This window comes from Methylomicrobium lacus, assembly GCF_041897535.1.
Classification (GTDB): Bacteria; Pseudomonadota; Gammaproteobacteria; order Methylococcales; family Methylomonadaceae; genus Methylomicrobium; species Methylomicrobium lacus_A.
The window spans coordinates 37111-58488 of sequence record NZ_CP169219.1; the positions used below are offsets into that span (position 1 = coordinate 37111).

General features: G+C 51.1%; 25 protein-coding genes and 1 pseudogene. 16 read left to right on the top strand and 10 right to left on the bottom strand.

Features of this window, described 5'->3' with window-relative positions; translation table 11 throughout:
- Positions 1-63 precede the first annotated feature (63 nt).
- The 4 genes from ACEPPP_RS20035 to ACEPPP_RS20050 all read left to right on the top strand — a co-directional run bounded on the left by ACEPPP_RS20035 (position 64) and on the right by ACEPPP_RS20050 (position 2049).
- Complete coding sequence (locus ACEPPP_RS20035; protein WP_374091039.1) at positions 64-501, top strand: hypothetical protein; 438 nt, start codon at positions 64-66, stop codon at positions 499-501.
- Positions 498-1220 carry a DNA/RNA non-specific endonuclease gene (locus tag ACEPPP_RS20040; RefSeq protein ID WP_374091040.1) on the top strand — a complete coding sequence of 241 codons (723 nt, stop codon included), beginning with the start codon at positions 498-500 and terminating at the stop codon, positions 1218-1220. Before ACEPPP_RS20035 ends, ACEPPP_RS20040 begins: the two co-directional genes overlap by 4 nt.
- 99 nt (positions 1221-1319) lie before the next feature.
- Positions 1320-1454 carry a hypothetical protein gene (locus ACEPPP_RS20045; RefSeq protein WP_374091041.1) on the top strand — a complete coding sequence of 45 codons (135 nt, stop codon included), beginning with the start codon at positions 1320-1322 and terminating at the stop codon, positions 1452-1454.
- A 178-nt stretch (positions 1455-1632) separates the two neighbouring features.
- Positions 1633-2049, top strand: a complete 417-nt coding sequence (locus ACEPPP_RS20050) for a hypothetical protein (RefSeq protein WP_374091042.1) — start codon at positions 1633-1635, stop codon at positions 2047-2049.
- A gap of 763 nt (positions 2050-2812) precedes the next feature.
- On the opposite strand, the gene ACEPPP_RS20055 is transcribed toward ACEPPP_RS20050, so the two are convergent.
- The 5 genes from ACEPPP_RS20055 to ACEPPP_RS20075 form a co-directional block, all read right to left on the bottom strand.
- A complete protein-coding gene (locus ACEPPP_RS20055) occupies positions 2813-3883 on the bottom strand; it encodes a YhcG family protein (protein WP_374091043.1) in 1071 nt (356 codons plus the stop codon).
- A gap of 31 nt (positions 3884-3914) precedes the next feature.
- Positions 3915-4412, bottom strand: coding sequence for a GNAT family N-acetyltransferase (locus ACEPPP_RS20060; protein WP_374091044.1), 498 nt, complete (start codon positions 4410-4412; stop codon positions 3915-3917).
- A complete protein-coding gene (locus tag ACEPPP_RS20065; protein ID WP_374091087.1) occupies positions 4412-4699 on the bottom strand; it encodes a DUF1778 domain-containing protein in 288 nt (95 codons plus the stop codon). Before ACEPPP_RS20065 ends, ACEPPP_RS20060 begins: the two co-directional genes overlap by 1 nt.
- A gap of 259 nt (positions 4700-4958) precedes the next feature.
- The gene (locus ACEPPP_RS20070) at positions 4959-5858 is read right to left on the bottom strand and encodes a ParB/RepB/Spo0J family partition protein (protein ID WP_374091045.1); all 900 of its coding nucleotides are present in this window, start codon (positions 5856-5858) and stop codon (positions 4959-4961) included.
- Positions 5855-6679 (bottom strand): ParA family protein, encoded by an 825-nt coding sequence (locus ACEPPP_RS20075; protein ID WP_374091046.1) that lies wholly within the window; start codon positions 6677-6679, stop codon positions 5855-5857. The genes ACEPPP_RS20070 and ACEPPP_RS20075 overlap by 4 nt, the downstream gene beginning before the upstream one ends.
- 874 nt (positions 6680-7553) lie before the next feature.
- Between ACEPPP_RS20075 and ACEPPP_RS20080 the strand changes: the two genes are divergently transcribed.
- The 5 genes from ACEPPP_RS20080 (at position 7554) to ACEPPP_RS20100 (ending at position 12514) form a co-directional block, all read left to right on the top strand.
- Positions 7554-7784, top strand: coding sequence for a hypothetical protein (locus ACEPPP_RS20080; RefSeq protein WP_374091047.1), 231 nt, complete (start codon positions 7554-7556; stop codon positions 7782-7784).
- A gap of 113 nt (positions 7785-7897) precedes the next feature.
- Complete coding sequence (locus ACEPPP_RS20085) at positions 7898-8851, top strand: DNA-binding protein (RefSeq protein WP_374091048.1); 954 nt, start codon at positions 7898-7900, stop codon at positions 8849-8851.
- Positions 8852-9934: 1083 nt separating this feature from the next.
- On the top strand, positions 9935-11239 hold the full coding sequence (locus ACEPPP_RS20090; RefSeq protein WP_374091049.1) for a RepB family plasmid replication initiator protein: 1305 nt from the start codon (positions 9935-9937) through the stop codon (positions 11237-11239).
- A gap of 134 nt (positions 11240-11373) precedes the next feature.
- A complete protein-coding gene (locus tag ACEPPP_RS20095) occupies positions 11374-11520 on the top strand; it encodes a hypothetical protein (protein WP_374091050.1) in 147 nt (48 codons plus the stop codon).
- Between the two features lie 79 nt (positions 11521-11599).
- Positions 11600-12514, top strand: coding sequence for a phospholipase D family protein (locus ACEPPP_RS20100; RefSeq protein WP_374091051.1), 915 nt, complete (start codon positions 11600-11602; stop codon positions 12512-12514).
- Positions 12515-12648: 134 nt separating this feature from the next.
- Here the strand turns inward: ACEPPP_RS20100 and ACEPPP_RS20105 are convergent, their stop codons facing one another.
- The gene (locus ACEPPP_RS20105; protein ID WP_374091052.1) at positions 12649-13608 is read right to left on the bottom strand and encodes an NfeD family protein; all 960 of its coding nucleotides are present in this window, start codon (positions 13606-13608) and stop codon (positions 12649-12651) included.
- Between the two features lie 101 nt (positions 13609-13709).
- Between ACEPPP_RS20105 and ACEPPP_RS20110 the strand changes: the two genes are divergently transcribed.
- Positions 13710-14555 carry a hypothetical protein gene (locus ACEPPP_RS20110; protein WP_374091053.1) on the top strand — a complete coding sequence of 282 codons (846 nt, stop codon included), beginning with the start codon at positions 13710-13712 and terminating at the stop codon, positions 14553-14555.
- A gap of 15 nt (positions 14556-14570) precedes the next feature.
- Here the strand turns inward: ACEPPP_RS20110 and ACEPPP_RS20115 are convergent, their stop codons facing one another.
- Both ACEPPP_RS20115 and ACEPPP_RS20120 read right to left on the bottom strand, forming a co-directional pair.
- Positions 14571-14927, bottom strand: a complete 357-nt coding sequence (locus ACEPPP_RS20115; RefSeq protein WP_374091054.1) for a hypothetical protein — start codon at positions 14925-14927, stop codon at positions 14571-14573.
- Positions 14924-15151: a hypothetical protein gene (locus tag ACEPPP_RS20120; protein WP_374091055.1), complete on the bottom strand. Its 228-nt coding sequence runs from the start codon at positions 15149-15151 to the stop codon at positions 14924-14926. The genes ACEPPP_RS20115 and ACEPPP_RS20120 overlap by 4 nt, the downstream gene beginning before the upstream one ends.
- A 117-nt stretch (positions 15152-15268) precedes the next feature.
- Between ACEPPP_RS20120 and ACEPPP_RS20125 the strand changes: the two genes are divergently transcribed.
- The 3 genes from ACEPPP_RS20125 to ACEPPP_RS20135 are packed head-to-tail and all read left to right on the top strand — an operon-like array spanning position 15269 to position 17938.
- Complete coding sequence (locus ACEPPP_RS20125) at positions 15269-15871, top strand: hypothetical protein (protein ID WP_374091056.1); 603 nt, start codon at positions 15269-15271, stop codon at positions 15869-15871.
- On the top strand, positions 15864-16787 hold the full coding sequence (locus tag ACEPPP_RS20130) for an ATP-binding protein (protein WP_374091057.1): 924 nt from the start codon (positions 15864-15866) through the stop codon (positions 16785-16787). The genes ACEPPP_RS20125 and ACEPPP_RS20130 overlap by 8 nt, the downstream gene beginning before the upstream one ends.
- A 41-nt stretch (positions 16788-16828) precedes the next feature.
- Positions 16829-17938 carry a metal-dependent hydrolase gene (locus tag ACEPPP_RS20135; RefSeq protein ID WP_374091058.1) on the top strand — a complete coding sequence of 370 codons (1110 nt, stop codon included), beginning with the start codon at positions 16829-16831 and terminating at the stop codon, positions 17936-17938.
- A gap of 117 nt (positions 17939-18055) precedes the next feature.
- Here the strand turns inward: ACEPPP_RS20135 and ACEPPP_RS20140 are convergent, their stop codons facing one another.
- Complete coding sequence (locus tag ACEPPP_RS20140; protein WP_374091059.1) at positions 18056-18826, bottom strand: hypothetical protein; 771 nt, start codon at positions 18824-18826, stop codon at positions 18056-18058.
- A 357-nt stretch (positions 18827-19183) separates the two neighbouring features.
- Between ACEPPP_RS20140 and ACEPPP_RS20145 the strand changes: the two are divergent.
- The 3 genes and pseudogenes from ACEPPP_RS20145 to ACEPPP_RS20155 form a co-directional block, all read left to right on the top strand.
- Positions 19184-19474, top strand: a pseudogene (locus ACEPPP_RS20145) (ATP-binding domain-containing protein); the annotation flags it as partial.
- Positions 19475-19581: 107 nt separating this feature from the next.
- Complete coding sequence (locus ACEPPP_RS20150; RefSeq protein ID WP_374091060.1) at positions 19582-20226, top strand: nitroreductase family protein; 645 nt, start codon at positions 19582-19584, stop codon at positions 20224-20226.
- A 25-nt stretch (positions 20227-20251) separates the two neighbouring features.
- A complete protein-coding gene (locus ACEPPP_RS20155) occupies positions 20252-20635 on the top strand; it encodes a pyridoxamine 5'-phosphate oxidase family protein (protein WP_374091061.1) in 384 nt (127 codons plus the stop codon).
- 182 nt (positions 20636-20817) lie between these two features.
- On the opposite strand, the gene ACEPPP_RS20160 is transcribed toward ACEPPP_RS20155, so the two are convergent.
- Positions 20818-21291, bottom strand: a complete 474-nt coding sequence (locus ACEPPP_RS20160) for a PepSY-like domain-containing protein (RefSeq protein WP_374090109.1) — start codon at positions 21289-21291, stop codon at positions 20818-20820.
- Positions 21292-21378 lie beyond the last annotated feature (87 nt).

The following is a 21378-nucleotide window of genomic DNA, read 5'->3' on the forward strand; positions in this document are numbered from 1 at the left end:
TGATGACAAAAATCCTCCGATGAGTTAGCATTCAAAATCATGTTCTTCTCCGGTGATCGAACAATGAGCGAAAATTGCGAATCTGTGCAGACAGAAAAAGAACGACTGGAAGCGTCGATCAAGCAGTGGCAGCAAGAACGAAAACACGGCCAAGTTTTTTGGAGCGCCGTTCACCATTCGGCCCTGTTCGGCTCCATCATCTGCAGCATAGCCGCCGGTGCCGTCGTGCAAATGGACGACCAACAGATGCTGGCCAGCGCCTTGACATCCATCGCCGCCGTTTTGACGGGCATTGCCTCATACGGAAGATTCGATCGTAAATGGCGCAGCAACCGCCTGAGCCGAAGTGAAGCCGACCGCATGCTGGTCGATATGGCCAGCGCCAAGCCCAATATTGACGCCATCCGGGAACAATACAAATTGGCTATCGAGAAGCACGATGCCGAGGTGGTTGGCGATATAGATGATGACCCACGGCAACAAAGCGGGAGCATGCCATGATCAACATCCCCAGCTTGAGACCCGAGTCTCGTTACGGCTTGCCCGTTGCCGATCACATCCTGTTCAACCGGCATTACGTCGTCGGCTACTCCTACTATTTCCGGCAAGCGAAATGGGCGCTGGAGATCATCGATCCCGACATGATGATGCTGGAAAGGGCCGACAACTTCCGGTCCGATTTCCGCATCCCGGAAATGTTCCGGGCCGACCTGGCGGATTACGAAGGTTACGGCTTCGACCGCGGTCACCTGGTGGCCAGTGCTAACCAGAACGAAGTCGCCATCCAAAACAGCGAGACCTTCCTGCTCTCGAATATGTCGCCCCAGAGACCGCAGTTCAATCGCGGCGTCTGGAAGCAGCTTGAAACCGCCGTCAGAAAGCTCGACGCCCAAGATGACATTTACGAGACCTATGTCATTTCCGGACCGATATTCGATTTCGATATGGCAGTCGCAAGAATCGGCGACGGAGACAATAACGGCGTCACCCTCCCCGTCCCCAATAGCTTTTTCAAGTCGGTGCTGACCGAAGATAAACGAGGCAACGTAAATATGTGGTCGTTCGTGCTGCCGAACGAGGCATCGGACAAGTCGCTGGAATCCTTCCTGGTGCCGACCGTCGTGGTCGAGCGATTGTCCGGCATATTTTTGTGGGACCGGCTGACCGGGCAGAAAATCGAGCAAGAGAAAAAGAGAGTTCGCCCGATGTGGCAGGCCTAACCGGTTGCGACTCTGCTATCCACAAAATCTGTGGATAACTCTGTCTTTAATGTGTCACATTTCGCTCTAACCCATTGCCTGCGCGGGAGTTTCTTTAAATTGTCCAAAAATTGGCCAGCCATCTTTGAGCAAAACATACGGACGCCGGAAACCGTGGATGAGGCTGTCGATCGGCTGATTACGATCCTGGACGGCGAGCAGAAAGCGACCGTCGCGGCGGCGCGGAAGACTTGATCGGTCTGCACTTTACCCTTGGCTTGGCAATCAGGAATGTTTGGCTAAACCAGATTGATAGCTACCTACTTGCTGCATGAGGTATTTATCATCCTGACGACGCTTCTCATGTAATAATCGGAGAATTATGGCGAGAGTTACAATCTTGAGAGCAATAAGCAAAGAGGGGGGAATATAGATGGCGATTTTAGATGTACGACAAGCTCAACTTCTCAAACAAGCAAAATTGTTTTTCGTAAATCATGATGGAGCTGTGGGTGTCCTGATTCCACCGACCGGCGAAGCTCCAATATTTCTCAAGAGTGGAATAAATGGCGGCCCATGGGGAGGGACGCACCGCGGTGGTATTCCACGAGGAAATGGTTGGGCGTTCACTCAGGGTGGTCCAAGCCAAGGAAACATAGCGACTCATGTTGAAGGTCACGCAGTCGCAGTTCTTTGGCAAAGAGAATTTAAAAATGCAGTTCTTTTAGTTGATCGCCCTATGTGTAAGATATGCGAACGCGATCTTCCGCAAACAATGAAGAAGGGAATGGAAATCACCGTTATTTCGGCAGAAGAAGGCGTTACGCTGGTTCGAAGTTCCCACGGCTAGCTTTCGCCATCTATGACAACCGCGTCCACTCAGCCGGCCATCGCGCTAATCCGCAACTCGTCCGGGCCGGCAAAAAAAGCGGCCGGCCCTCCAGAATTGCTCAACTCACTCCCTCGTTAAGCGCCCTGGCATGGCCCTCCATGGCTGCACGGCACAGGCCTCCCCGCCAGTGCCGCCCGAAGCTCTGCGGTTACGCTCGATCGTCAACCTCACCCGAAGCTTGCTATCCCTGCGCTGCGCATTCCCAATAAGGCGTGCCTTCGGCATGACTGTTTGATATCCGCCGCCTCTGCCCACCAAAAGCCCCCCAGCTAGCCGCTGGCAAACTTGTCGTTTTTCAAAGTCTACTAATCCCGCCAGTCGTCTACTTTTGTCCTGCTCGAGTCTTTTGCCGATCGGATGTCGTCTGCGGCTGACTTTGAATCATTTTCAAAAGACATAAAATAACCGGCAGTCCTTTTGGGACTCTGCCGGTTTCTGGTAATTGCTGGGGGTACTGGAATTAAACCTACCACTGGAAAAGTGTAGCAACTTGCTACACTTCGGCAAATTCTCCCTCGCTCAATTTTTCCAAAAAGTCCTTTAACCTTTGTTCCTGGTCGGCATTAAGCGCTTTTGTGCTTAGCTTTACGGGGATTTCCGTGCGGAAGGCTTTAAGTGCTTATGTGCTGCGAGAAATGGAACGGTTGGATTGGAAATACAAAGTGCCGCTGCGAATAAGAAGATCGCAGCCTGACTCAAAGTCGGTATACACCAGATTTGACTATTTATCTAGGTCCTCCTCATCCGTTTTATTCAGCAATTGCGCCTGTACTTTAATCCTTTCCAACTCCAGTTCGCGCTTCAGCTCGGCTTCACTGGGCAGATAAGGCAGGTATTTCGCTGCAAACAGCTGTTCGCTATCGGTCAGCACCGAATATTTCACAACTGCTTCGCTTTTCTGACTGCACAAAATCAGCCCGATGGTGGGGTTATCGTCCGCGGCGCGTTGCTGTTGATCGTAAATGCGCACATAGCTGTCCATCTGACCGACGTCCTGATGCGTGAGTTTTCCCAGTTTCAGGTCGATCAGCAAAAAACATTTCAATTTGAAATTATAAAACACCAGATCGATGTAAAAGTCCTGGTCTTCGGTGCGGATGCGCCGTTGCCGGGCGACAAACGCGAAACCTTTGCCGAGTTCCAGCAAAAACGATTGCAGGTTGTCGAGCAGGCCCTGTTCCAGATCAGATTCCAAAAGACGCTGGCTGGGCAGGTTCAGGAAGTCGAGGATATAGGGGTCGCGAATATAATCCTTGGCGGTCAAACCATGTTGTTCCTCGACGGCGATTTTTTGTTCCGCTTCGGCCTGAACCGCCGCTTTGTCCCGACTGGACAGCAGACGTTCGTAATAGAGTTTGCTGATTTGCCGATCTAAGGCCCTGGCACTCCAATGCAGTTCGATCGCTTCCCGTTGATACCAGCTTCTGGCGTTTAGATTATCCACCCGGAGCAGGACACGATAATGTGTCCAGCTCAATTCGGTACGCACTGCGTTCCAATTTGGATAGGCAAGAAAAAAAGCCCGCATATTGCGCAGGTTGCGGGCATCAAAGCCTTTGCCGAATTCCGCCGTCAACTGTTCGGAGAGCGTTTGTAATTGGTGTTTTCCGTAAGCGGCACGGGCCTGTCCCTGTTGCTCATGCTCGACAATCAGGCGGCCGATATGCCAGTAGCATTGCACCATCGCGCTATTAACCGCCTGTTGCACCTGGTGGCGGGATTGCTGGATGACGACGGCAATGTCACTAAAAAGCGGAGCCAGTTCTTTGGTAACGACGATTGATGGTTTCAAGTTCTTGAATCCTTCACGATGCGTTTCAGCCTCATTTTTTGTCGTGTTCCGAGACTTTTCGCTTTAATGACAAAATCAAAGTCATCGGTTGTGCCGGCGAGGCCACAAATCCATGATGTTCATAGAAGGCCTTTGCTTCAACGGAAAGGGCATGAACCAGAAGACCGCGTATGCCAAGAATGTCGCTCGCTTGCAGAGTGCGCAGTACGGCGTCTTGCAGCAGAGCAACGCCGACGCCTCGGCCTTGGCAGGATTTATCGATCGCAAGACGGCCAAGAACGGCGATAGGCACAGGATCTGGCATATTGTGACGCATCGAGGCAGGCGCATCGCTCAATGCCAGCGCCCCAGAGGCAAGACAGTAATAACCGACAACCTTGGCGCCATCGGCGACAACATAGGTACGCGATGCTACGCTGATCTGGTTAGGGCGCGCGCGCCGCTTGAGCCAGTCATCAAGGCTATCGACACCGCAGGCAAAGTTATCAAGCAGATGTTCCGGCACTAGCGGAACAGGTGCTGACAGCATTAATCCTTCCAGGGTTTTGCGGCGGACATCAGTCGTTCAAACTCTTCCCCGCTCGGAGGTTGGTCAAGAACCTCAAGAAAATGGCCATATGTTTTTTGATCGACTCGCACGAGGGTTTGATCGAGCAAGGATTCTTCCGCGGCGCGGCGTGCGGCATCGATCATAAAATCGGAGCGCGTCTTACCCTGAGACTTTGCCGCTCTGTCAATCAAGGAGCGAATATCACCGCGCACACGCAAATTGACCGCATGGGTTTGCGTGTCATTTGGTGTTTGGTTGTTGGGCATGGCAGCCTCTTTCTTAAATTCTAAATTGTTGATCCTAGCATAGGAGATATACAATGTGTATCTAATTTTGGGGCTTTGTTGCATACATGGACACCCACGGCTTTTCCAAGCAATTAATGATGATGTCTCATAGGAAAAGTTTGCAGCCATACATCCGGTTTATTGAGACTAAAGCCTCGATCCCTGATGGAATCAGCTGACTCATACTCCCATCATAAACGCGATCTATCATCGGTAGCTATCGAAGTGTAGCAACTTGCTACACTTCGGCAAATTCGCCCTCGATCAGTTTTTCCAAAAATTCCTTTAACTTTTGTTCCTGATCGGCATTAAGCGCTTTTGTGCTGATCTTTACGGTAATGTGCTTTTCGGTCCAGGCAATGTTACCCACCTTCTTGCCGTCCCTGATCAAATTGCGCGAGTCTCGAATATGGCTGTCTTTTTCATCAAGCTTGCGCGTGACGTAAGCGGCGATCTTGGTTTGATCCAGCTCATTGTCCAATAACAGCGCCCAGGCTTCGGCCAGATAGGCGTTAAATGACGGCAAATGGCCGCATTGCTTCAAAAGCCGTTTGATGTCGCTAGCGGCCGATCGTGAAAGCAATCTTGGATTGGCATTCAGGTCGGTAATGATAAATTGCGGCAAGTCGTCATAGGCGTAGTACCGGTACATATCCTCTCGGTTGAGGCCCAGCGACTCGGCCAGTTTTTTCTTGGTCGGGAAAGCGCTCTCTACCTGCTTGAGCGCCAAGCCAATCTCGTAATCGCTCAGATCCTCTCGGTCGACATTCTCGGCCAGCGCAAAGACCGCCATGTCGCTGTCGGATATGCGCGTTACCAATGCTTCAATGGTATGCTTGTTTAACTGCTTATGCGCACGCCACCGCCTTTCGCCAGCGGCTATTTGGTAGCGATCATCGATTTTGCGCACCAGGATAGGTTCCAACAAACCAATTTCGGCGATCGACTGCGCCAGTTGATCAAGCTCCTGTTGGGGAAAGATACGCCGAGGCTGATACGGGTTCGGATCGATTTTTTCGACTGGAATGAGGAGATGTTCCTTGCCTTCTTCGAATTCAGCTTCTTGTGCCGCTAAAGCATGCCGCTGCGTGTTTTGTTGCAGCTTTTGCTCCAACATTTTTTTCAAGTCTTTGCTCATGCCTGATCAACTCCCTCGACAAGGTTTAATTGCTTGGCGATGACTTCCGCCAGGCGCCGGAATTCACGGGAAACTTTTGATGTCCTGTCCAAGGCATGCAGGCTCATCTGCGCGATTGCGGACTGATTCACCTTGGTGCTGGTCGGTATCCTGACGTCGATCAATTTGCCTATCTGGTCTTTTGCGGACGCCTCAATCAGCTTGCAAACGGTCTGCCTCTCATCGTGACGAATCAGCAAAGCCCCAATCAATTCGAGCTCGGGATTGATGCGCTTTATTTTCTCGACGAGCTTCATCAGGTCGGTGACCCCGTACATGCCATACTGTGAGCCAGACTCGATCGGGATGATCAAGTGCGTGGCAGCAGCCAGGGCATTACTCGTCAATAGCTTGAGGCTAGGTGGGCAGTCAATCAGAATGACGTCGTAAATACCGTGCAGGTGCTTTATTTTGTCGCGCAGTTCTTCCGAGGGGCGCGGCACATCGTCCTTCAATTCGTCCTCGGTTTTGCCGAGAGCCAAGGAACCGTAAATTAACGAAACGCCGTCAATATTGGTGTCGTCATCTATGGATTGAGGGAGCTTCTCCACTTCCGACAACAACAGTTCCGCGCAGGTGACAGGGACTTCGCTCGGGTGTTTTTTCCCGATATGAAGGCTAGCGTTGGCTTGCGGATCAAGATCGATCACCAGCACGGAAAGCCCCATTTTCGCCAGTTCAGCCGAAAGATTGACGACGGTTGTGGTCTTCCCACACCCGCCTTTATGGTTGGCAACGGCTATTACAGAGGTTTTTTTTGTCATTTGTGCACGATATTTCATATTTATGTGTCCAGTATATCGAATACGCGTAGTAAAGCAACCACGCATTTCATTAGAAAATGAATATATTTTTCTTAGTTATGCGAACTAATTATCATAAATTTTGTTAAATCATAGAAAAATCCATCCTGCATTTTTGCATCAATATGTGCCTTATGGATAACTAAATTGTATCTGTTTTGACGGGTCTGGTTATGCCAGGCTAGCCGTCAATGTGTAGCAACTTGCTACACTTCGTAAAATAAAAATCGCCTATCGCCAGACACCACCATTCAAACAAAAAGTCAGCACTCCAGAGGGAGGGCGTGGTAATGCGAAGAGCTTGAACACGGACGCAGGCTCAAGGAGACCTCGCCGCATGGAGAGGAAACAGCCTATCAAATCGATCGCTAAAGGAAGCAATCGCCAGAGGCGAGGCGGCGAGTAGACGGCTCCCCAAGGCTTGAGAAAATTCAGGCGGTGCTGACCAGCTGATTGATTGGCGCCGTAGTAACGGCCATCGCCTCGCCGCTAAGCGCATTGCAAATTTCAGGCGCGCGCGGACAGAAACTTTAGCCGACTGGAAGTTATCGAGAAGGCGCACAAACTGAAGCCTGCCGGCGTTCATGTGCCCACCGCCATCCTGCCTCGTAGACACAATGTCCGTTGAGCACCCCGGCGCGAATAAGGAAAGTGAAGTAGTCGCTCCAACTTTGTTGGTGGGCCTACTTCACCCATCTTGCCCTGTTTTCTTCGTTGTTTTTCGCTTGCAACACTCTGCATTGCAGAATGCATTTATCTGCAATTCTTCGTGAAGCGATGGGTTACAGCATTGTAATTACCGCGCATACCCAGACGTCAACCAAACATATGACTATTTTTTCAGTCGTACGATATGACAACTTCAAGACGCATTGATAGTCGCGGCAGCGGCCAGGACGAGCGCGCGATCGCCTGGATCGTGCCCAATTCGGCACAGGCCACGAAGAAGAACCTGGACCGCTACCTGGTCACCGTCGACGAGATCGAGCGCATGACAGGCGAGAAGATCCCGGTCGCGGATTACGCCAAGCACGACAAGCCTTCCGCTTCCTGGATGATACCGGCCGGATGCAAAAAAAGCTAAAAAATTACTGTTTTACGGTAATTACGATAATTATGTAATTACCGTAATTACGCTTTTAAAGTGTAATTTTTATGCTATACTAAGCTCATCCCACCACCCCACAGGAGCCCGCCATGGCCGCACCCAAACTGATCGAAGAAGATGTACACGCCGCTTGCGCCGAAATCGTGGCTCAAGGGGAACGCCCCACTGCCTTAACTTTGTTGGATAAGCTAGGCCGTGGCAGTCTCACAACAATCACCAAGTATCTGAATACCTGGCACACCACTGGTGAAGCGCAAGCGTTGAAGATCGAAGCTCTTCCTGCTGTCGTTAAGGTTCCGGCGGAATTGTCGAAAGAAGGCGAGGATTTGCTGAAAAAGATGTGGAACACGGCCAAGGGCATTGCCGACGAGGAATTGGACATCCAGCGGGAAGCCTTGCAACAAGCCGAGCAGGCCAACCAGGCCAAAGTCGAGGAAGCTTTTAAGTTTTCCGAGGCCCAATCGATGAAGATCGACCGCCTGGAAGACATTATTTCAGATTTGAAAGCCCAACTGGCCGAAGAGCAAAGCGATCATGGCGACGCGATTTTAAAGTTAAATGAGGTCGAGAAAGTTAATGTAGGACTGTCGAAGGACAACGACCGGCTGCAGCACGAAATCGGCGAGCTGAAAAAGCAACTGGTTGCGCTGGAAGAGGCGAATAAGGCGGCGGCTCAGGAGAAAAAAGAGCTACAGCAAGAATACGATACCGCGTTTACTCAGAAAGACGCGGAAATAAGGGCGCTCGACATACGGGTGAATACGTTGCAAACATCGCTGGATTCGGCCATTAAAACCCATGACCAAATCAAGGCTGATCTCAAAAGCACTAACTTTGAGCTATCGAGACGGACTGTTGAGATTGAGACGCTAAGTGTTCGGCATGAAGCCGCGCTTGCCGAGTTGAAGACAGCCAAGGCTGATCTTACGGCCGCGAACCAGGCTGCTTCGGAGGCCGAAAAACTGGTCGCCAACCTGCAAGGTCAGCTGGAGGTCTATGTAAGCCTTGAGCGGAAGGAATTGCCGGGAAACGATAATAAATAAAACCCTTATAATTCGATGTGAATTTCAATACCGGTCTCTTGTTTGGGCCATTTTGTGAGGGTTGAAAATGAGAAAGCCGCGTTTCGCTGTCCTGGCGCTTTCCGCGCTATTGTGGTCTTGCGTCAGTGCCCCGAACAAATTCGGTCATCATCACGACTATCCATACAAGGCACCTTCCAATATCACGGCCGCAGACGAAGACGAATGTAGCAGGCATGCGGATAAAGCGGCATTTAGCCCAGAGAATATTGGAGGAATCAGCGATTGGCCGTCCATAGTCTTTGGACCTATTGGCGCGGTTGTCCAGATAACTCGGATGAACCATGCCTTGAACTCTGGTTACGAAAAAGCTATGAAAGCTTGCTTGAGGCAAAAAGGCTATGTTCTTCCTGAGTAGGGGTTGTGCGGAGCGTGAAGCAGGGAGTTGGCGGCCCGACGAGAGGATATGACGACAAATTGATCGTTATCTCTTTTTTATTTTCAGGTCCAAGAAGGCCTTTTTCACCTTATGTTTTCAAAATCCAAGCCAAAGAAAACAACAACAAGGCTCTTTGTTGTTGTTTAAATATGTTTAATAAACAACATATTTAAATTGTTTAGCATCCTGAAGCCCTTGCGCGGCAAGGCTTTCAGCGGTTTTACATCACTGTTTAGGGGATTAAATATCACTGTTTAGGGGATGAAACAGGGTTGTAATATCACTATTTAGGGGATTAAATATCACTGTTTAGGGGAAGTCTCGGGTTTTTCTTTTATGTTATGTTAAGTGTATGAATTAAAAAACAAATTTAATGTCTTTAGAGGTTTTTATGGAATTTCTGGCGGGATATATCACTGTTTAGGGGATGAAATATCACTGTTTAGGGGATGCGTCGAAATCTTCGGGTTTTATTTGTAGCAAGTTGATTATGAAAGTGTATTTAATCCGTTGCCAGCGCATTCGCTACGGTTTAGCCAGTGAAATATCACTGTTTAGGGGATGATCTTTGATCGAAAGGTGATGGTTTGCAGGATGGTTAAAACATCACCTAATTATCACTTACTAATCGTTGTGCAGGAAGTGATATTTGATATAATCCCTTCATGGCGAAGAAGAAAAACAACGTTAGCTTGGCGTTTTCAAACGACCAAGTCAAAAAGCATGTTGCCGCGATCCACACCAGCGGCGAGATGACGTTGCTTGAGCGCAAGACGGCGAACGTGCTGTTGTTAAACGCTTATGACGCTTTGCTGACCAAGCGCACGCATACGCTCCCCGTGAAACACCTGTGCGCGATGCTCGGCTGGGACGAAAGCAACAACATCGAGCGCCTTCAAGATGTGCTGCGCAAACTGGCTTCAACCACCATTGAATTCAACATGATGGAGGACGGCGGCAAAGAGGTTTGGCGGGTCATGTCGATGCTGTCCTATGGCGAAATCAATGGCGGGACCTGCACCTACCGCTACGATGAATATCTTGCCGAACGACTCTACGATCCAGAGATATACGCGACGATCAATATCGGCGTGCAGCGGCGTTTCGATGGTGGCTACGCATTGACGCTTTACGAAAATTGCCTGCGTTATAAAACAGTGGGATCCACTGGCTGGTGGGAATTGAACCGGTTTCGTCGCATCATGGGGGCAGAAGCCGCTCTGTATGATGATTTTTATCGTCTGAACGAGCGCGTGATTAAGCCATCCATCAAAGAAATTAACCGCGTATCCGATATCCAACTGGAGCCCGAGTTTCAAAAACAAGGCCGAAAAATCGCCGCCGTTCGCTTCCTGATTACCGAAAATCCCCAGCAAACGCTGTTGAAGCCGATGATCCAGGACGACCATGCGGCGATCCGGGAATCCGATATCTTCAAACGCCTTTTGGAGCACGGTATAGGGGAGCGTTTGGCCATCCTCTGGATACTTCAGGACGAGGAGCGGGCCAAATCGGTTGTCGAATACGTGGAGGCGAGGGCGAAGAAAAAACAGGTCAAGGGTTCGACGGCCGGCTATATCCGGACGCTTTACGAGAGCGACGCCGTGGTCGGCAAAACGCCGTTCGAGGCTAAGAAGGAGCATGAAGCTCGGGTGAAAACCGAGGCAGAGCAGCGCAAAGCGAAGGAAAAACGGCGAGCCGAACTCGAAGCTGAGTATATGCGCGAGCGCACCAATGAAGCCGTTAACGCCTTGTCGCTGGAGGACAAACGGGCTTGGGTTCATCGCTATATCGAAGAATCAGGGACCGAAAAAGCGAAGTCCTATAATGCCGAAACGGCGGAGTTTCGCGATAGACTGGAACGGCTGCAATTTTCAGCCTGGCTGCGAAAGCAGCTTGCGCCGAAGATCAAGCCGGCAGAATTCAAAGCCTGGCTGAAGGAAAAAGGGCACGACGCAAAGAAAATCTAGGGCGATTGTTCCATGAGAAACTCTTAATAGATGACTTTACCTTACTTTAATTAAATACTCCATCTTATTGTTTTATAAATTTTTTTAACGTAAAACATGAGGGTTGCGGAATGGCAAAGGTATTGAGGTAAGGAATGAAACAGCACTTCATCACTGTTGCCATTCTGCTGGTCGCCTTGGCTTTTTACATGCTTGGCTATTCGTCTTTAGGCGGGATAGCGTTTGTTATTGGCGGTGCCTTTGAGCTTTGGTTTTGGGTACGGCTTTTTCGTGGCGATTAAGAATTTATCCTCATAGAGTGCTAAATTTTAATTGTTGCTATCGACCCCGAAAAGCCCATTAGTATTAAACATTCCAACAATGCTACTCAGATCAAGCAAAGAAATTAAAAGTAACCTTGAGGAAATGATCGAGAGGCAGCGCCCTCAAGATCCAATACTCATTGCTGTGGCCTTCTGGGGAAAAGGCGCGCAAGAGCTTTTCCCATCAGAACAGAAACTTCGCCTCTTGTGTAATTTGGCTGTCGGCGGCACCAATCCTGAGGTAATCCAGGATTTCCGGAAGCGTAAGCAGTGTGATGTTAAACATAACTCAAAACTTCATGCAAAGATTGTCATCACAACTGCCGGCGCGATTGTGTCGTCCGCGAACTTTTCCGCAAGTGGACTCGGAATTGATGATCCAGAAGGCGGCTGGCATGAGATCGGTGTTTCGATAGAGCCAAGCGAGTCTGACTACAAGCAAATTATCAGTCGCTTTTGGGAGCTCTGGTGCGATACGGAGACCGCAGAAGTGACTCTGCAAGATATAGAAGCAGCCAGGCTGGCTTGGGATAGAAGAAAGTATGGAGTTACACCAACGACGTCTAAAAGCATCGGGTTCCGAGGTAAGATGGATGAGTCTGTGTTTTTCAAATTAGGGCCTATTGATCCGAACCATCAGAATATTCGGATGGCAAGCACGGAGTTGTTACAACTCTACACGAGTCACGATCCGAACAGAAGAGAACAAGAAGCCGCCAAAATCGTTGGCTTTGCAGCAAATGTAATGTGGACAGCGATGGGTAATGAGATTGAAACACTTATCTCACCTAAGAACCGGTTCTTCGACGTCAGTGATGTTATTGATAGAGCCAAGACTATTATCGGGACCAAGGGCATAGACTCTATCTGGTGCTTTTTGGATGCCATCTCGCGCTCAGACGATACACCTCAAGTCATAGCAAACGCGGCTAAGACGGCGCTGGAAGTATATGGTGGCTCGAAGTCCAATTAGCGTTTCAATGCGATCTGGCCATCAGAGACGGACTCAGCGGCTTAACCTGGCCATTGAACAGTGGTTTTTAATCTTTCATCATCTGTTGATTTGGAATTATTGATCGACCAGTTTTGGCCGTTGGTATAACCATTTTAAATTAATGGACTCCTCAATACAGTCCCTTTTTGGGTCACTCTATCAAAACTGAACATATGCTCCCTTGGGCTATCGTAGCAACGCCCGACAAGGCGCTGCGGATAATCCGGAGAGCCATCATCAAGATGAATCATGGCGCCGCAGATCGGGCAGAGGGCTGAATAGCGAACCAGACGGATCAGTCTTAAATCTCCGTCTCTAAGCAGCTCCAATTGCGCCGATTTTTCATTGATTGACACCAAAAATTCAGGTGCTTTGACAATCCTGTCGTCGAACAAGCGCACCCAGGGTTTGATGGCAAATATCCAGACGACATAGGGAATGCCGAAAATGGATATAAGTGCTGTTAGTTCCCGCGTGGTAACTGGTTTAGGCACCGAAAGAGCAAACCAGCCTAGGTAAGAAAGCGCGACGGCTCCGCAGCCTAAAACCAATAGGTAACCGATAATCAACCAAATATGCCAACTCTTTAGACGTATCTGGCCATTCTGGAATAACCATTTTGCTCCCCATGTGGGTTTTGCCTTGGTGATTTCATAATCGATGTTAGCTTGTTGCTCTGTCGCTTTCCCTGGTTGTTCTTGTAGTTGTTTTGAGTCCGGGAGTGGCTCGGCTTTAATGAAATACGTAGTGAGATGCGGCCCGCCTGATGTACTTATACGTTCAGGCTTAGGGTAAGCATCTAAGCCGCGCTTTCGTGCAAAACCGATAATCTGCTTTTCTCTTACGACCCAGTATTTCACAACGGTCCTGTTCCAATCGATCCAGTCGTTGGCATTGGGATGATCTTCTCCTGCGGCGGCAACAATCTCCGCTCCGGTAAAACGCCTCTTATTTTCTTCGAATGCGGCTTTTTTGATGGATTCCTCGGCCAATGCGCGCAGTATCAGATGCGCCTTTACGTCATTCCTGTTTTCTTTAAGCCAGTCGATAAGGCATTGAATTACATCACGCATAAACCACCACAGACCGGGTCTCCTGGGGTTCGCGCCTGTTGCGAGGGGGGTAAATTCATGAAACTTGAGTCCTCTTTAACTTAACTTTGAGGTAAATAACTATGAGCACTCAGTTCGCAATGGATACATCAAATCGCATCACCCATATTTCCGAAGTCGAGCGCGGTCTCGGTTGTAACTGTTCTTGCGTGGTTTGCGGCGAGCGTATGGTGGCGAAGAAAGGCGAGGAGCGGGAACACCATTTTGCCCATGAATCCAACAAAGTCGCTTGCGTGGTCAATCACGAAACCCTATTGCATAAGTTCGCGAAGCGGGTGATACAAGAAGCCGGCGGGCTTGTCGTGCCACCGGCCTTGAATTATAGACTATCTGCTTTGTCGACAGTCAGCCAAGCTAACCCCACATGGCTGATGCTCGAACGGATCGAGGAAGAGAAATGGCTCGACAATATACGTCCGGATTTGATTGGCTATTCCGGAGAAACGCCTGTTTTAATCGAGGTGGCTTACAGTTCTTTCGTGGATGCCGATAAACAAGCCAAATTAGAAGCGCGCGGCTTCATTGCGCTGGAAATCGATGTGCGGGATTTACAGCCGGAAAGCTTCGATCCTGATTCAGCGAAGGAAGCCATTGTTCATGAAGCTTTCCGGAAAGAGTGGTTATTTTGCCCCGAACCTGAGCCTGCTGCTACCGAGCAAATGCCTTCTCCCTCTTATATTCACGAATCTCTGAAAATTAAAGGAATCTTTGTCTATATCCGGGAACTGCCATTCGGCGATTTAGCTATCAAAGTCAGCGTTTTCAATCCGGAGGTTAATGCCATCGTGAAAGGCATTGCCAAGCGTTACTTTGGAAGGTGGAAGCCGGACTATAAAAACTGGATTGTGCCTAAGAACTGGCTGCATCATGCGATCAATGATCTTCGAATAGTCGCTGATCAAACTTGAAGCGATAGGCAATAATTATTTCATTGTTTCATCATTCGCCGCCTCCGGCAGAACGACAACAAACGGCCCTATCCTCAAATTCCCGGCGCCGAACCCACGCACCGGCACAGCCGGCCAGCGTTTGAATTCATCTTCTTCAAGAATCGCTTCGGCGGTCTGCAGGCATGTTTCGAGCAGGTCGCCGTCGATGCCGTAATCCAGCAGCGCCGCCAGAATGCTCGGATGCCGGCCATCCAGGTCGTAATCGGCCATCGCGGCGCAGAATCCTTTCATCCAGTCCAGAAGCTCGCTGGAATCGATGCTGGCCGGCGGCTTTCCTGTGCGGCCGGTTTTGTAAAACGTCCACCCGTAGGACCACGATGTATCGCTCATCGGACTACATTAATCTTCTCGAACCCTAAATCAAACAATACCCCCACCGCCGCATCCAGGCGCTTGAACACGCGCACCTGACCGCGCGCCGTTTCCAGCGTCGGATTCATCTTGTGCTTGCCGTCCAGAGTCACCACCCAGCCTTCCTCTGTCTCGTGCTTTTTTATCGACGGCGTCTTCAGGACGCCCGCCTGCATCAAAATTTCTGCTTCTTTTATATTCACTTTTGCGTCTACAAAAGCTAAACTATGTTTAACAAAATTGCACTTTTGTTTTTCAAAAATGCGTTTATGAATGTGCGAACAGTCCTTATTGTAGCTTTATTCTTCCCGTTCCGGGTAATGGCCTGGGACGACGACGCGGTTTTGATCTTCATCAGCCAGGCGAACCCGATCATCCAGGCGCAGCGCAACGTCACCAAGGCCTACGCGAAGCCCGATACGGTCACCTGGGCGCTGCAGAACACCTCGCTGAGCGGTCGATTGGGTTTTGGCGGCACCGACTTCAGGAGCGATCCTTATACCGCCTACGGAGGCCTGCAGATCAGTATCCCGTTGTCGTCGATCAAGGAAGAGCGCGAGCAGGCCTTGAAGGTGGTGGCCGAGGCCAAGGAAATCGACGACCTGCACGCGAAAGTGATACTCGACATCGCCCAGCTGCGGCAGATGGAAGCGGAACTTGCCGCCTCGGACGTTCGGCGCAAGTTCCTCAAGGAAAAGGCCGCCTGGCTGAAACAGCGGATCGACGAGGGCTTCTCCTCGGAAATGGACCAGCTCTGGACGATCGGCAGCCAATTGAATGAAGAAGACGCGCTCAGTGCCAAGGTGGGCGTGTTGGCGAAGACGCAGCGCTACAAGCTGGCCAAGTACGCCGGCGGCGAATGGCAAGCGCTGCTCGCGTACCTGGAAGGCAAAACCGAAACCTTGGGAGGCAACGATGGATGACATTGTAGGATTGGTCGGCCGCGACGCGCTGATCGACGATTTGGTGGCCGAAATCCGCAAGGGCAAGCATGTGATCCTGACCGGGCCGGTCGGCATCGGCAAATCGGCGGTGCTGCGCGCGGCGCTGGACAAGGCAGCCGACAAGATCGAGCTGCTGATCAAGCTGCATGATCACCAGGCCAAGGGGCAGTTTGTCGAGATCGCTCGGCAGATGCTGGCCTTGGGCCTGCTCGGCGCGAAGGAATTGGACCTTCCGGCCAAGCTGCACGCTACGCCGGGGCCGGAAATAGACTGGCGGGAAGTGAAAAGCCAGGTCAACCGGATGAGCATGCGCGACCTGACGCAGGCGATCATCCCGGCGCTGGCCCATTCGGACAGGAAGCCGGTGATCGCGGTGGATGATTTGACCTCGCTGACGCCGACGCAAATGGCGTTCTGGCTTGCGATCTTCGACCACGCCCAGGTGATCGGCTGCGCCTCCGAGAAAAAGAGCCGGGTGCGGAAATTGTGGTGGAAGATGAAGGAAATCGCCGTCAAGCCGTTGCCGCCGGACGTGATCCGCGACATCGTGAGGAAGTACATCGACGCCAAGGGCGTGCTGATCGAGTCGCCGGACCTGTACATCAGCCACGTCGTCAAGCAATCGGGCGGGGTGCCGCAGGCGATCCACGACATGCTCGACGAATCCGGCAAGGAACGGATCATCGACAAGCGCAAGGTCCGCGAAATGCGGCACGAGGCGGGCGTCAGCTATCTCGACTTCACTCCGATGGTGATGTTCCTCGGGGCTCTGATCGTCTCTATGCGCTACGTCGGCATGGGCACCGGCGACAAGACGCTGTACATCATGGGCGGCATGGGCGCCACGCTGTTCCTGACCTTCCGCTTCTTCATCTTCAAAGGGGTAGGGCGGTAGTATGATATGACATCATACCATTCCATATCATACCGTTCGCCATGCTAGCCGCCACCCACGCCGGCTTTGCGACCGCGCTGTACCTCGGCGGGGCGGCGGTCTTCGAGTATCCGACCGATCCGGTTTCGTGGGGCCTGGCGGTATTCTTTTCGTTCATGCCGGACATCGACATCCCAACCTCGAAAGTCGGCCGGCCCCTGTTCTTCCTCTCGGTGCCGCTCGAAAAGCGCTTCGGCCACCGCACGATCACCCACTCTATTATCGGCGTTGCGATTCTCTCGGCGCTGGCCGCACCGCTGTATTTCTTCTTTCCACTGTGCTTCTGGTCCGTCGTCGGCGGCTACTGGTCGCACATCCAAATCGACATGGCCAATATCCGCGGCGTCGATCTGTTCTGGCCGTCGCCGATCCGGGTCATGATGCCTGGCAAGATGAAATATCGCCTGGAGGTCGGCAGCAAGGCCGAAATGGTCATCCTGTGCGCCCTGGTGTTGTTGTGCGTGGGGCTCTATCCCTTGAGCGGCCTGGGCCTGCGCGGCGGCCTGCATCAGCTGCTCAAAGACTTCGATATCGCCTACGACGAGTTCGTCGAGGTGCAAGGCCTGAACTGGCACACGCTGGAACTGAAGGCGATCGACAATCTGACGCTGGAGCACATCGAGTGCAGCTGCCCGGTACTCGGCGCTTGGCAAAGCGGGCTGATCGTCGAGCACAACGGCAAGGCCCGCTCGGTCGGCAAGAGCCAGGTGCAGCATAACCTGTACCCGGTCGACGCGGTGCTGATCGAAGGCGAGCCGCTGCGCGTGATCTCGCAGCGCGTGGACATGAAAGGCCGGTCGCTGCGCTGGCTGGTCGATAATGTGAAGGCGAACCACGGCTATTACTTGCTCGGCGAGCTATACGTCGACGCGGACAAGGTGGTCAACGTGAGCCAGATCGAGTCTTATCATCCGGTGATTTGGGGCGGCGATAAAATCAGGCTGCATTACGCCAGGGCGGAGGATTTGAAAGACTACCTGAATCTGACCGCGATCCGGGGCGAGGTGGTGGTGCAGTTTTGGCTGCGGCCTGGGGATGCGGCAGTGGAATTGAGCTTTGGTGGCGAGACGGGGAAGGCATCGACGCCGGCAGTGTTGGAAGATATATTTTAGGCGTTTGAAATTAAGGCTCCTAACTTAACAATCTAGCTTTTATTATGCAGATCTGGCTAACCTATATTCTTTCCTGCGTGATTGCTAAGAATCACACGGCATCATTATCCCACTTTGCTACCGCGCGGCATCGATTCCCAAGTCAATCGCGTCCGAAGCCTTTTCTACAAGGGCAACGAGGCCGGAGTCCATGTATTCTGCGTGAGAATCTGGACGCCGAAAACGACCGCTATTGAATAAACTATCGCCGTATTTGTTTTGGACGTAAATACATCGCTTCCTTTTTCCTCGAATCGCTATAAAATCAGGATCCGACATCAGTTCTTTCGCCAAGCGATCGTGCTCCTGCATCAATCGATCGCGCTCTGTTCTCCTTTGTTCTCTTTTGGCACTTTTTATTAATTCGTCTTCTTCATTGACTTTTTCACGAAAGCTATTTATTTCTTTAACCAAAAGCTGGTACATGGTAGAAATGTATCCACATGAAAGAACATGCCCTTCGATGAGAATGAAAATCTCAAAGTAGAAAACATCGTGACAAATCTGGATGGTCCGTTCAATGACATCCCTGTTAAGTTCAACGAACTTTTCGTATAGTTTGTGGGCATCATCATCATCATCATCATCGTCATCCCAGTCAGAGTTGTCTGAGAATCTTTCCTTCGCCTCTTCCCACGCATCGAAAAATCCACGATAAAGAAAAACACACTTCGGGCGCAAAATTTCAAGCGATCTGAAGAATTCATCAGGGCTCAGAATAATGATGTTTGACTCCTTTTGTGTGATTTCCTTGCACTCAATGACTTGAGCACCTTTTGTAACTACCGTGGAAATCGTTTGTTCGATGAGGCTAGGGATGTTTTCTTCGGTTAGAGTAAACAATTGCATGTGTATTTCTAAAACACTTGATCAGAATGGGGCGATATTAAAGATCAGGATATCATGATACTTAATCTAGCTTCACACGAAGGATAGCATTCGTAGCAGATATCGTGTGTCCGTTTACTGACATCGAGCAGACGGTCGGTTTGGCAGGCACTATAATCATGCGACTTCGATTGCCAACTCGCACATGTCCAGCAGTACCATTATCAACGGTCCCCTTCAAAATCGCGACCTGCCTGAACGCCTTTCCGGCTCGATAGAGCGCGTCATCTTTCACAGCGAGGCGACCGGCTTCTGCGTGCTGCGCGTGAAGGTCAAAGGCCACCGCGATTTGGTGACGGTCGTCAGCTCCGCAGCCAGTATGACGGCCGGCTGGTCGAGTACGAATTCAACGAGCTCGACGAGATCAGCCTGGCCTACGCCACCAGCATTCACAAAAGCCAGGGCCCCGAATATCCGGTCGTGGTGATTCCGCTGGCCATGCAGCATTACATGCTCTTGGAGCGGAACCTGCTCTATACTGGCGTAACGCGCGGGAAGAAGCTGGTGGTGATCGTCTCGCAGCCGAAGGCCTTGGGCATGGCGGCCAGGATACAGCGATCGCAGAAGCGGCTGACGAATTTGGTTAAGCGATTAAATTCAATACCCTGACCTTGAGCAAAAATTTAAACTTTGATGCAATTTTGTGAAGGTCATTGCGTTCAAAACAGCATAACCGATTCAGCTCTTCTTACTTCAACAAACCTGGAGAGGCCATCGTGAGCACTTTGACCAAATTGGTATTGGGAATGATGGGGCAACTGCGTCCCGGTCCCGTTCGGGGGAAATCGGCGGAATCGATCGCGCTGCCTCCGCCAGAGAAAGCGGGTGGGCTCCCGATTATGGAGGCGTTGCTAAAACGCTGTTCAGCGCGTGAGTTTGCTTCTGATGTTTTGCCGTTGCAGCTACTTTCCGACTTGTTGTGGGCTGCTTATGGCGTTAATAGGCCAGATGGAGGGCGTACCGCGCCTTCGGCTTTAAATGCGCAGGAGATTGATGTTTATGTGGCATTACCTGAGGGAGCATATCTGTACGATGCTCACAGACATGCTCTCGACCTTATTGTAAATCAAGATCTGAGACGCATAACGGGTTATCAAGACTTTGTCGATGAAGCACCGTTAGATTTGGTTTATATCGCAGATTATCGACGCGTGGCGATGGTGCCGGTCACTCAACGGGAATCATATGCTTCTGCAGCGGCGGGCGCCATTGCACAAAATGTCTATTTATTTTCCGCGAGCGCAGGCTTGTCTACGGTCATCCGGGCATGGATCGACCGTGCCGCCATCGCTGACGCATTGGAATTGTCCCATGATCAACAAGTATTGTTGTCGCAGACGGTGGGTTTCCCTAAGAGGTAGCTGGAAGTTAGTTCGAGGTATTCGTATGAGCGAGGCGCTTCCTATTGATCAGTTGCGCGCGGAATGCGCGCGGTTCGGCAACCACCCTTATCTGTTGACTCAGGGCGGCGACGGCCGGCCCCATGCGGTGGTCGTGTCGATCGAATGGAAGGGCGATCGCATTTTAACGAACGCCGGCACGCGCAGCGCTGCCAACGTCGCTGCTCGTCCGTTGCTCAGCCTGCTATGGCCGCCGATCGAGGCCGGGGGCTACAGCCTGATTATCGACGGCGATGGGCGCGTGATCGGCAGCGCTTCCGATGCGCGAATCAGCGTCTCGCCGACGCGCGGCGTGCTGCATCGGCCCGGCACATCGACGGCCTCCGCAGCGCGTGGGTGCGGCTCGGACTGCATCCCCTTGCTCGGCTGAAGTAAGATTATTCCTGGTCGGAATCGTGGTGCAGTTTTGGCTTAGGCCGGGGGATAGGGCGGTGGAATTGTCTCTGGCGGGCAAGTCCCCGGCTGATGGCGTGCCGGGGGCGTCGGAAGATTGTTTTGAAGGTAATTCGAGCTTCTATGGCCAATTGGGGCTGTGTTGCAAATGGGTATGCTTCAGTCCTTCTCGGTTTTCAAGATTTTACCGGCAGCATCCACTTCTAATTCGAATTTATCTTCTCCCGTTTTGATATTTACTTCATAGCCAGTGAGAGTCCCATCGGCTTTCATCAATTTTTCAGCTTCCTCGATTTTGGCTTTGGGATGCTCTTTCTTGATGGCGTTGGTAACCGCTTCGGGCAGCGCACTAACGTCGATTTCCTCTTCTTTCTGTAACAGCATGCCATCAGCGCTATACATGACTTCGTATTCCTTACCGTTGTCTTTGTACTCCACCTCATAGGATGCTTTGCCTTCGAACATTTCTTCTTCGAATTCCACGTCCTTGGCATTAGGGTATGATTTTTCAAAGGCATTGAGCACGGCTTTAGGCACTTCGTTTTTTCTCAGCTCTTTTTCGCCTGCGTTCGCTTGGTTCAATATCGTCAAAAAAGCAGCGAAAACAACGGTTATCATGTGTTGGTTCTTCATAAATACTCCCTCATTTGTATTGTGAGGATAATTTGACTGGCATTTGTTGTTCGTGTTCAACCGGCGCATAAGCAATGCTAACGCCCT

What these genes read in the sequence shown, in the direction of transcription:
- ACEPPP_RS20035 (WP_374091039.1), top strand. Translation starts at nt 64, where the DNA reads ATGAGCGAAAATTGCGAATCTGTGCAGACAGAAAAAGAACGACTGGAA.
- ACEPPP_RS20040 (WP_374091040.1), top strand. Translation starts at nt 498, where the DNA reads ATGATCAACATCCCCAGCTTGAGACCCGAGTCTCGTTACGGCTTGCCC.
- ACEPPP_RS20050 (WP_374091042.1), top strand. Translation starts at nt 1,633, where the DNA reads ATGGCGATTTTAGATGTACGACAAGCTCAACTTCTCAAACAAGCAAAA.
- ACEPPP_RS20060 (WP_374091044.1), bottom strand. Translation starts at nt 4,412, where the DNA reads ATGCTGTCAGCACCTGTTCCGCTAGTGCCGGAACATCTGCTTGATAAC.
- ACEPPP_RS20065 (WP_374091087.1), bottom strand. Translation starts at nt 4,699, where the DNA reads ATGCCCAACAACCAAACACCAAATGACACGCAAACCCATGCGGTCAAT.
- ACEPPP_RS20070 (WP_374091045.1), bottom strand. Translation starts at nt 5,858, where the DNA reads ATGAGCAAAGACTTGAAAAAAATGTTGGAGCAAAAGCTGCAACAAAAC.
- ACEPPP_RS20075 (WP_374091046.1), bottom strand. Translation starts at nt 6,679, where the DNA reads ATGAAATATCGTGCACAAATGACAAAAAAAACCTCTGTAATAGCCGTT.
- ACEPPP_RS20080 (WP_374091047.1), top strand. Translation starts at nt 7,554, where the DNA reads ATGACAACTTCAAGACGCATTGATAGTCGCGGCAGCGGCCAGGACGAG.
- ACEPPP_RS20085 (WP_374091048.1), top strand. Translation starts at nt 7,898, where the DNA reads ATGGCCGCACCCAAACTGATCGAAGAAGATGTACACGCCGCTTGCGCC.
- ACEPPP_RS20090 (WP_374091049.1), top strand. Translation starts at nt 9,935, where the DNA reads ATGGCGAAGAAGAAAAACAACGTTAGCTTGGCGTTTTCAAACGACCAA.
- ACEPPP_RS20095 (WP_374091050.1), top strand. Translation starts at nt 11,374, where the DNA reads ATGAAACAGCACTTCATCACTGTTGCCATTCTGCTGGTCGCCTTGGCT.
- ACEPPP_RS20100 (WP_374091051.1), top strand. Translation starts at nt 11,600, where the DNA reads ATGCTACTCAGATCAAGCAAAGAAATTAAAAGTAACCTTGAGGAAATG.
- ACEPPP_RS20105 (WP_374091052.1), bottom strand. Translation starts at nt 13,608, where the DNA reads ATGCGTGATGTAATTCAATGCCTTATCGACTGGCTTAAAGAAAACAGG.
- ACEPPP_RS20110 (WP_374091053.1), top strand. Translation starts at nt 13,710, where the DNA reads ATGAGCACTCAGTTCGCAATGGATACATCAAATCGCATCACCCATATT.
- ACEPPP_RS20115 (WP_374091054.1), bottom strand. Translation starts at nt 14,927, where the DNA reads ATGAGCGATACATCGTGGTCCTACGGGTGGACGTTTTACAAAACCGGC.
- ACEPPP_RS20125 (WP_374091056.1), top strand. Translation starts at nt 15,269, where the DNA reads ATGGCCTGGGACGACGACGCGGTTTTGATCTTCATCAGCCAGGCGAAC.
- ACEPPP_RS20130 (WP_374091057.1), top strand. Translation starts at nt 15,864, where the DNA reads ATGGATGACATTGTAGGATTGGTCGGCCGCGACGCGCTGATCGACGAT.
- ACEPPP_RS20135 (WP_374091058.1), top strand. Translation starts at nt 16,829, where the DNA reads ATGCTAGCCGCCACCCACGCCGGCTTTGCGACCGCGCTGTACCTCGGC.
- ACEPPP_RS20140 (WP_374091059.1), bottom strand. Translation starts at nt 18,826, where the DNA reads ATGCAATTGTTTACTCTAACCGAAGAAAACATCCCTAGCCTCATCGAA.
- ACEPPP_RS20155 (WP_374091061.1), top strand. Translation starts at nt 20,252, where the DNA reads ATGAGCGAGGCGCTTCCTATTGATCAGTTGCGCGCGGAATGCGCGCGG.
- ACEPPP_RS20160 (WP_374090109.1), bottom strand. Translation starts at nt 21,291, where the DNA reads ATGAAGAACCAACACATGATAACCGTTGTTTTCGCTGCTTTTTTGACG.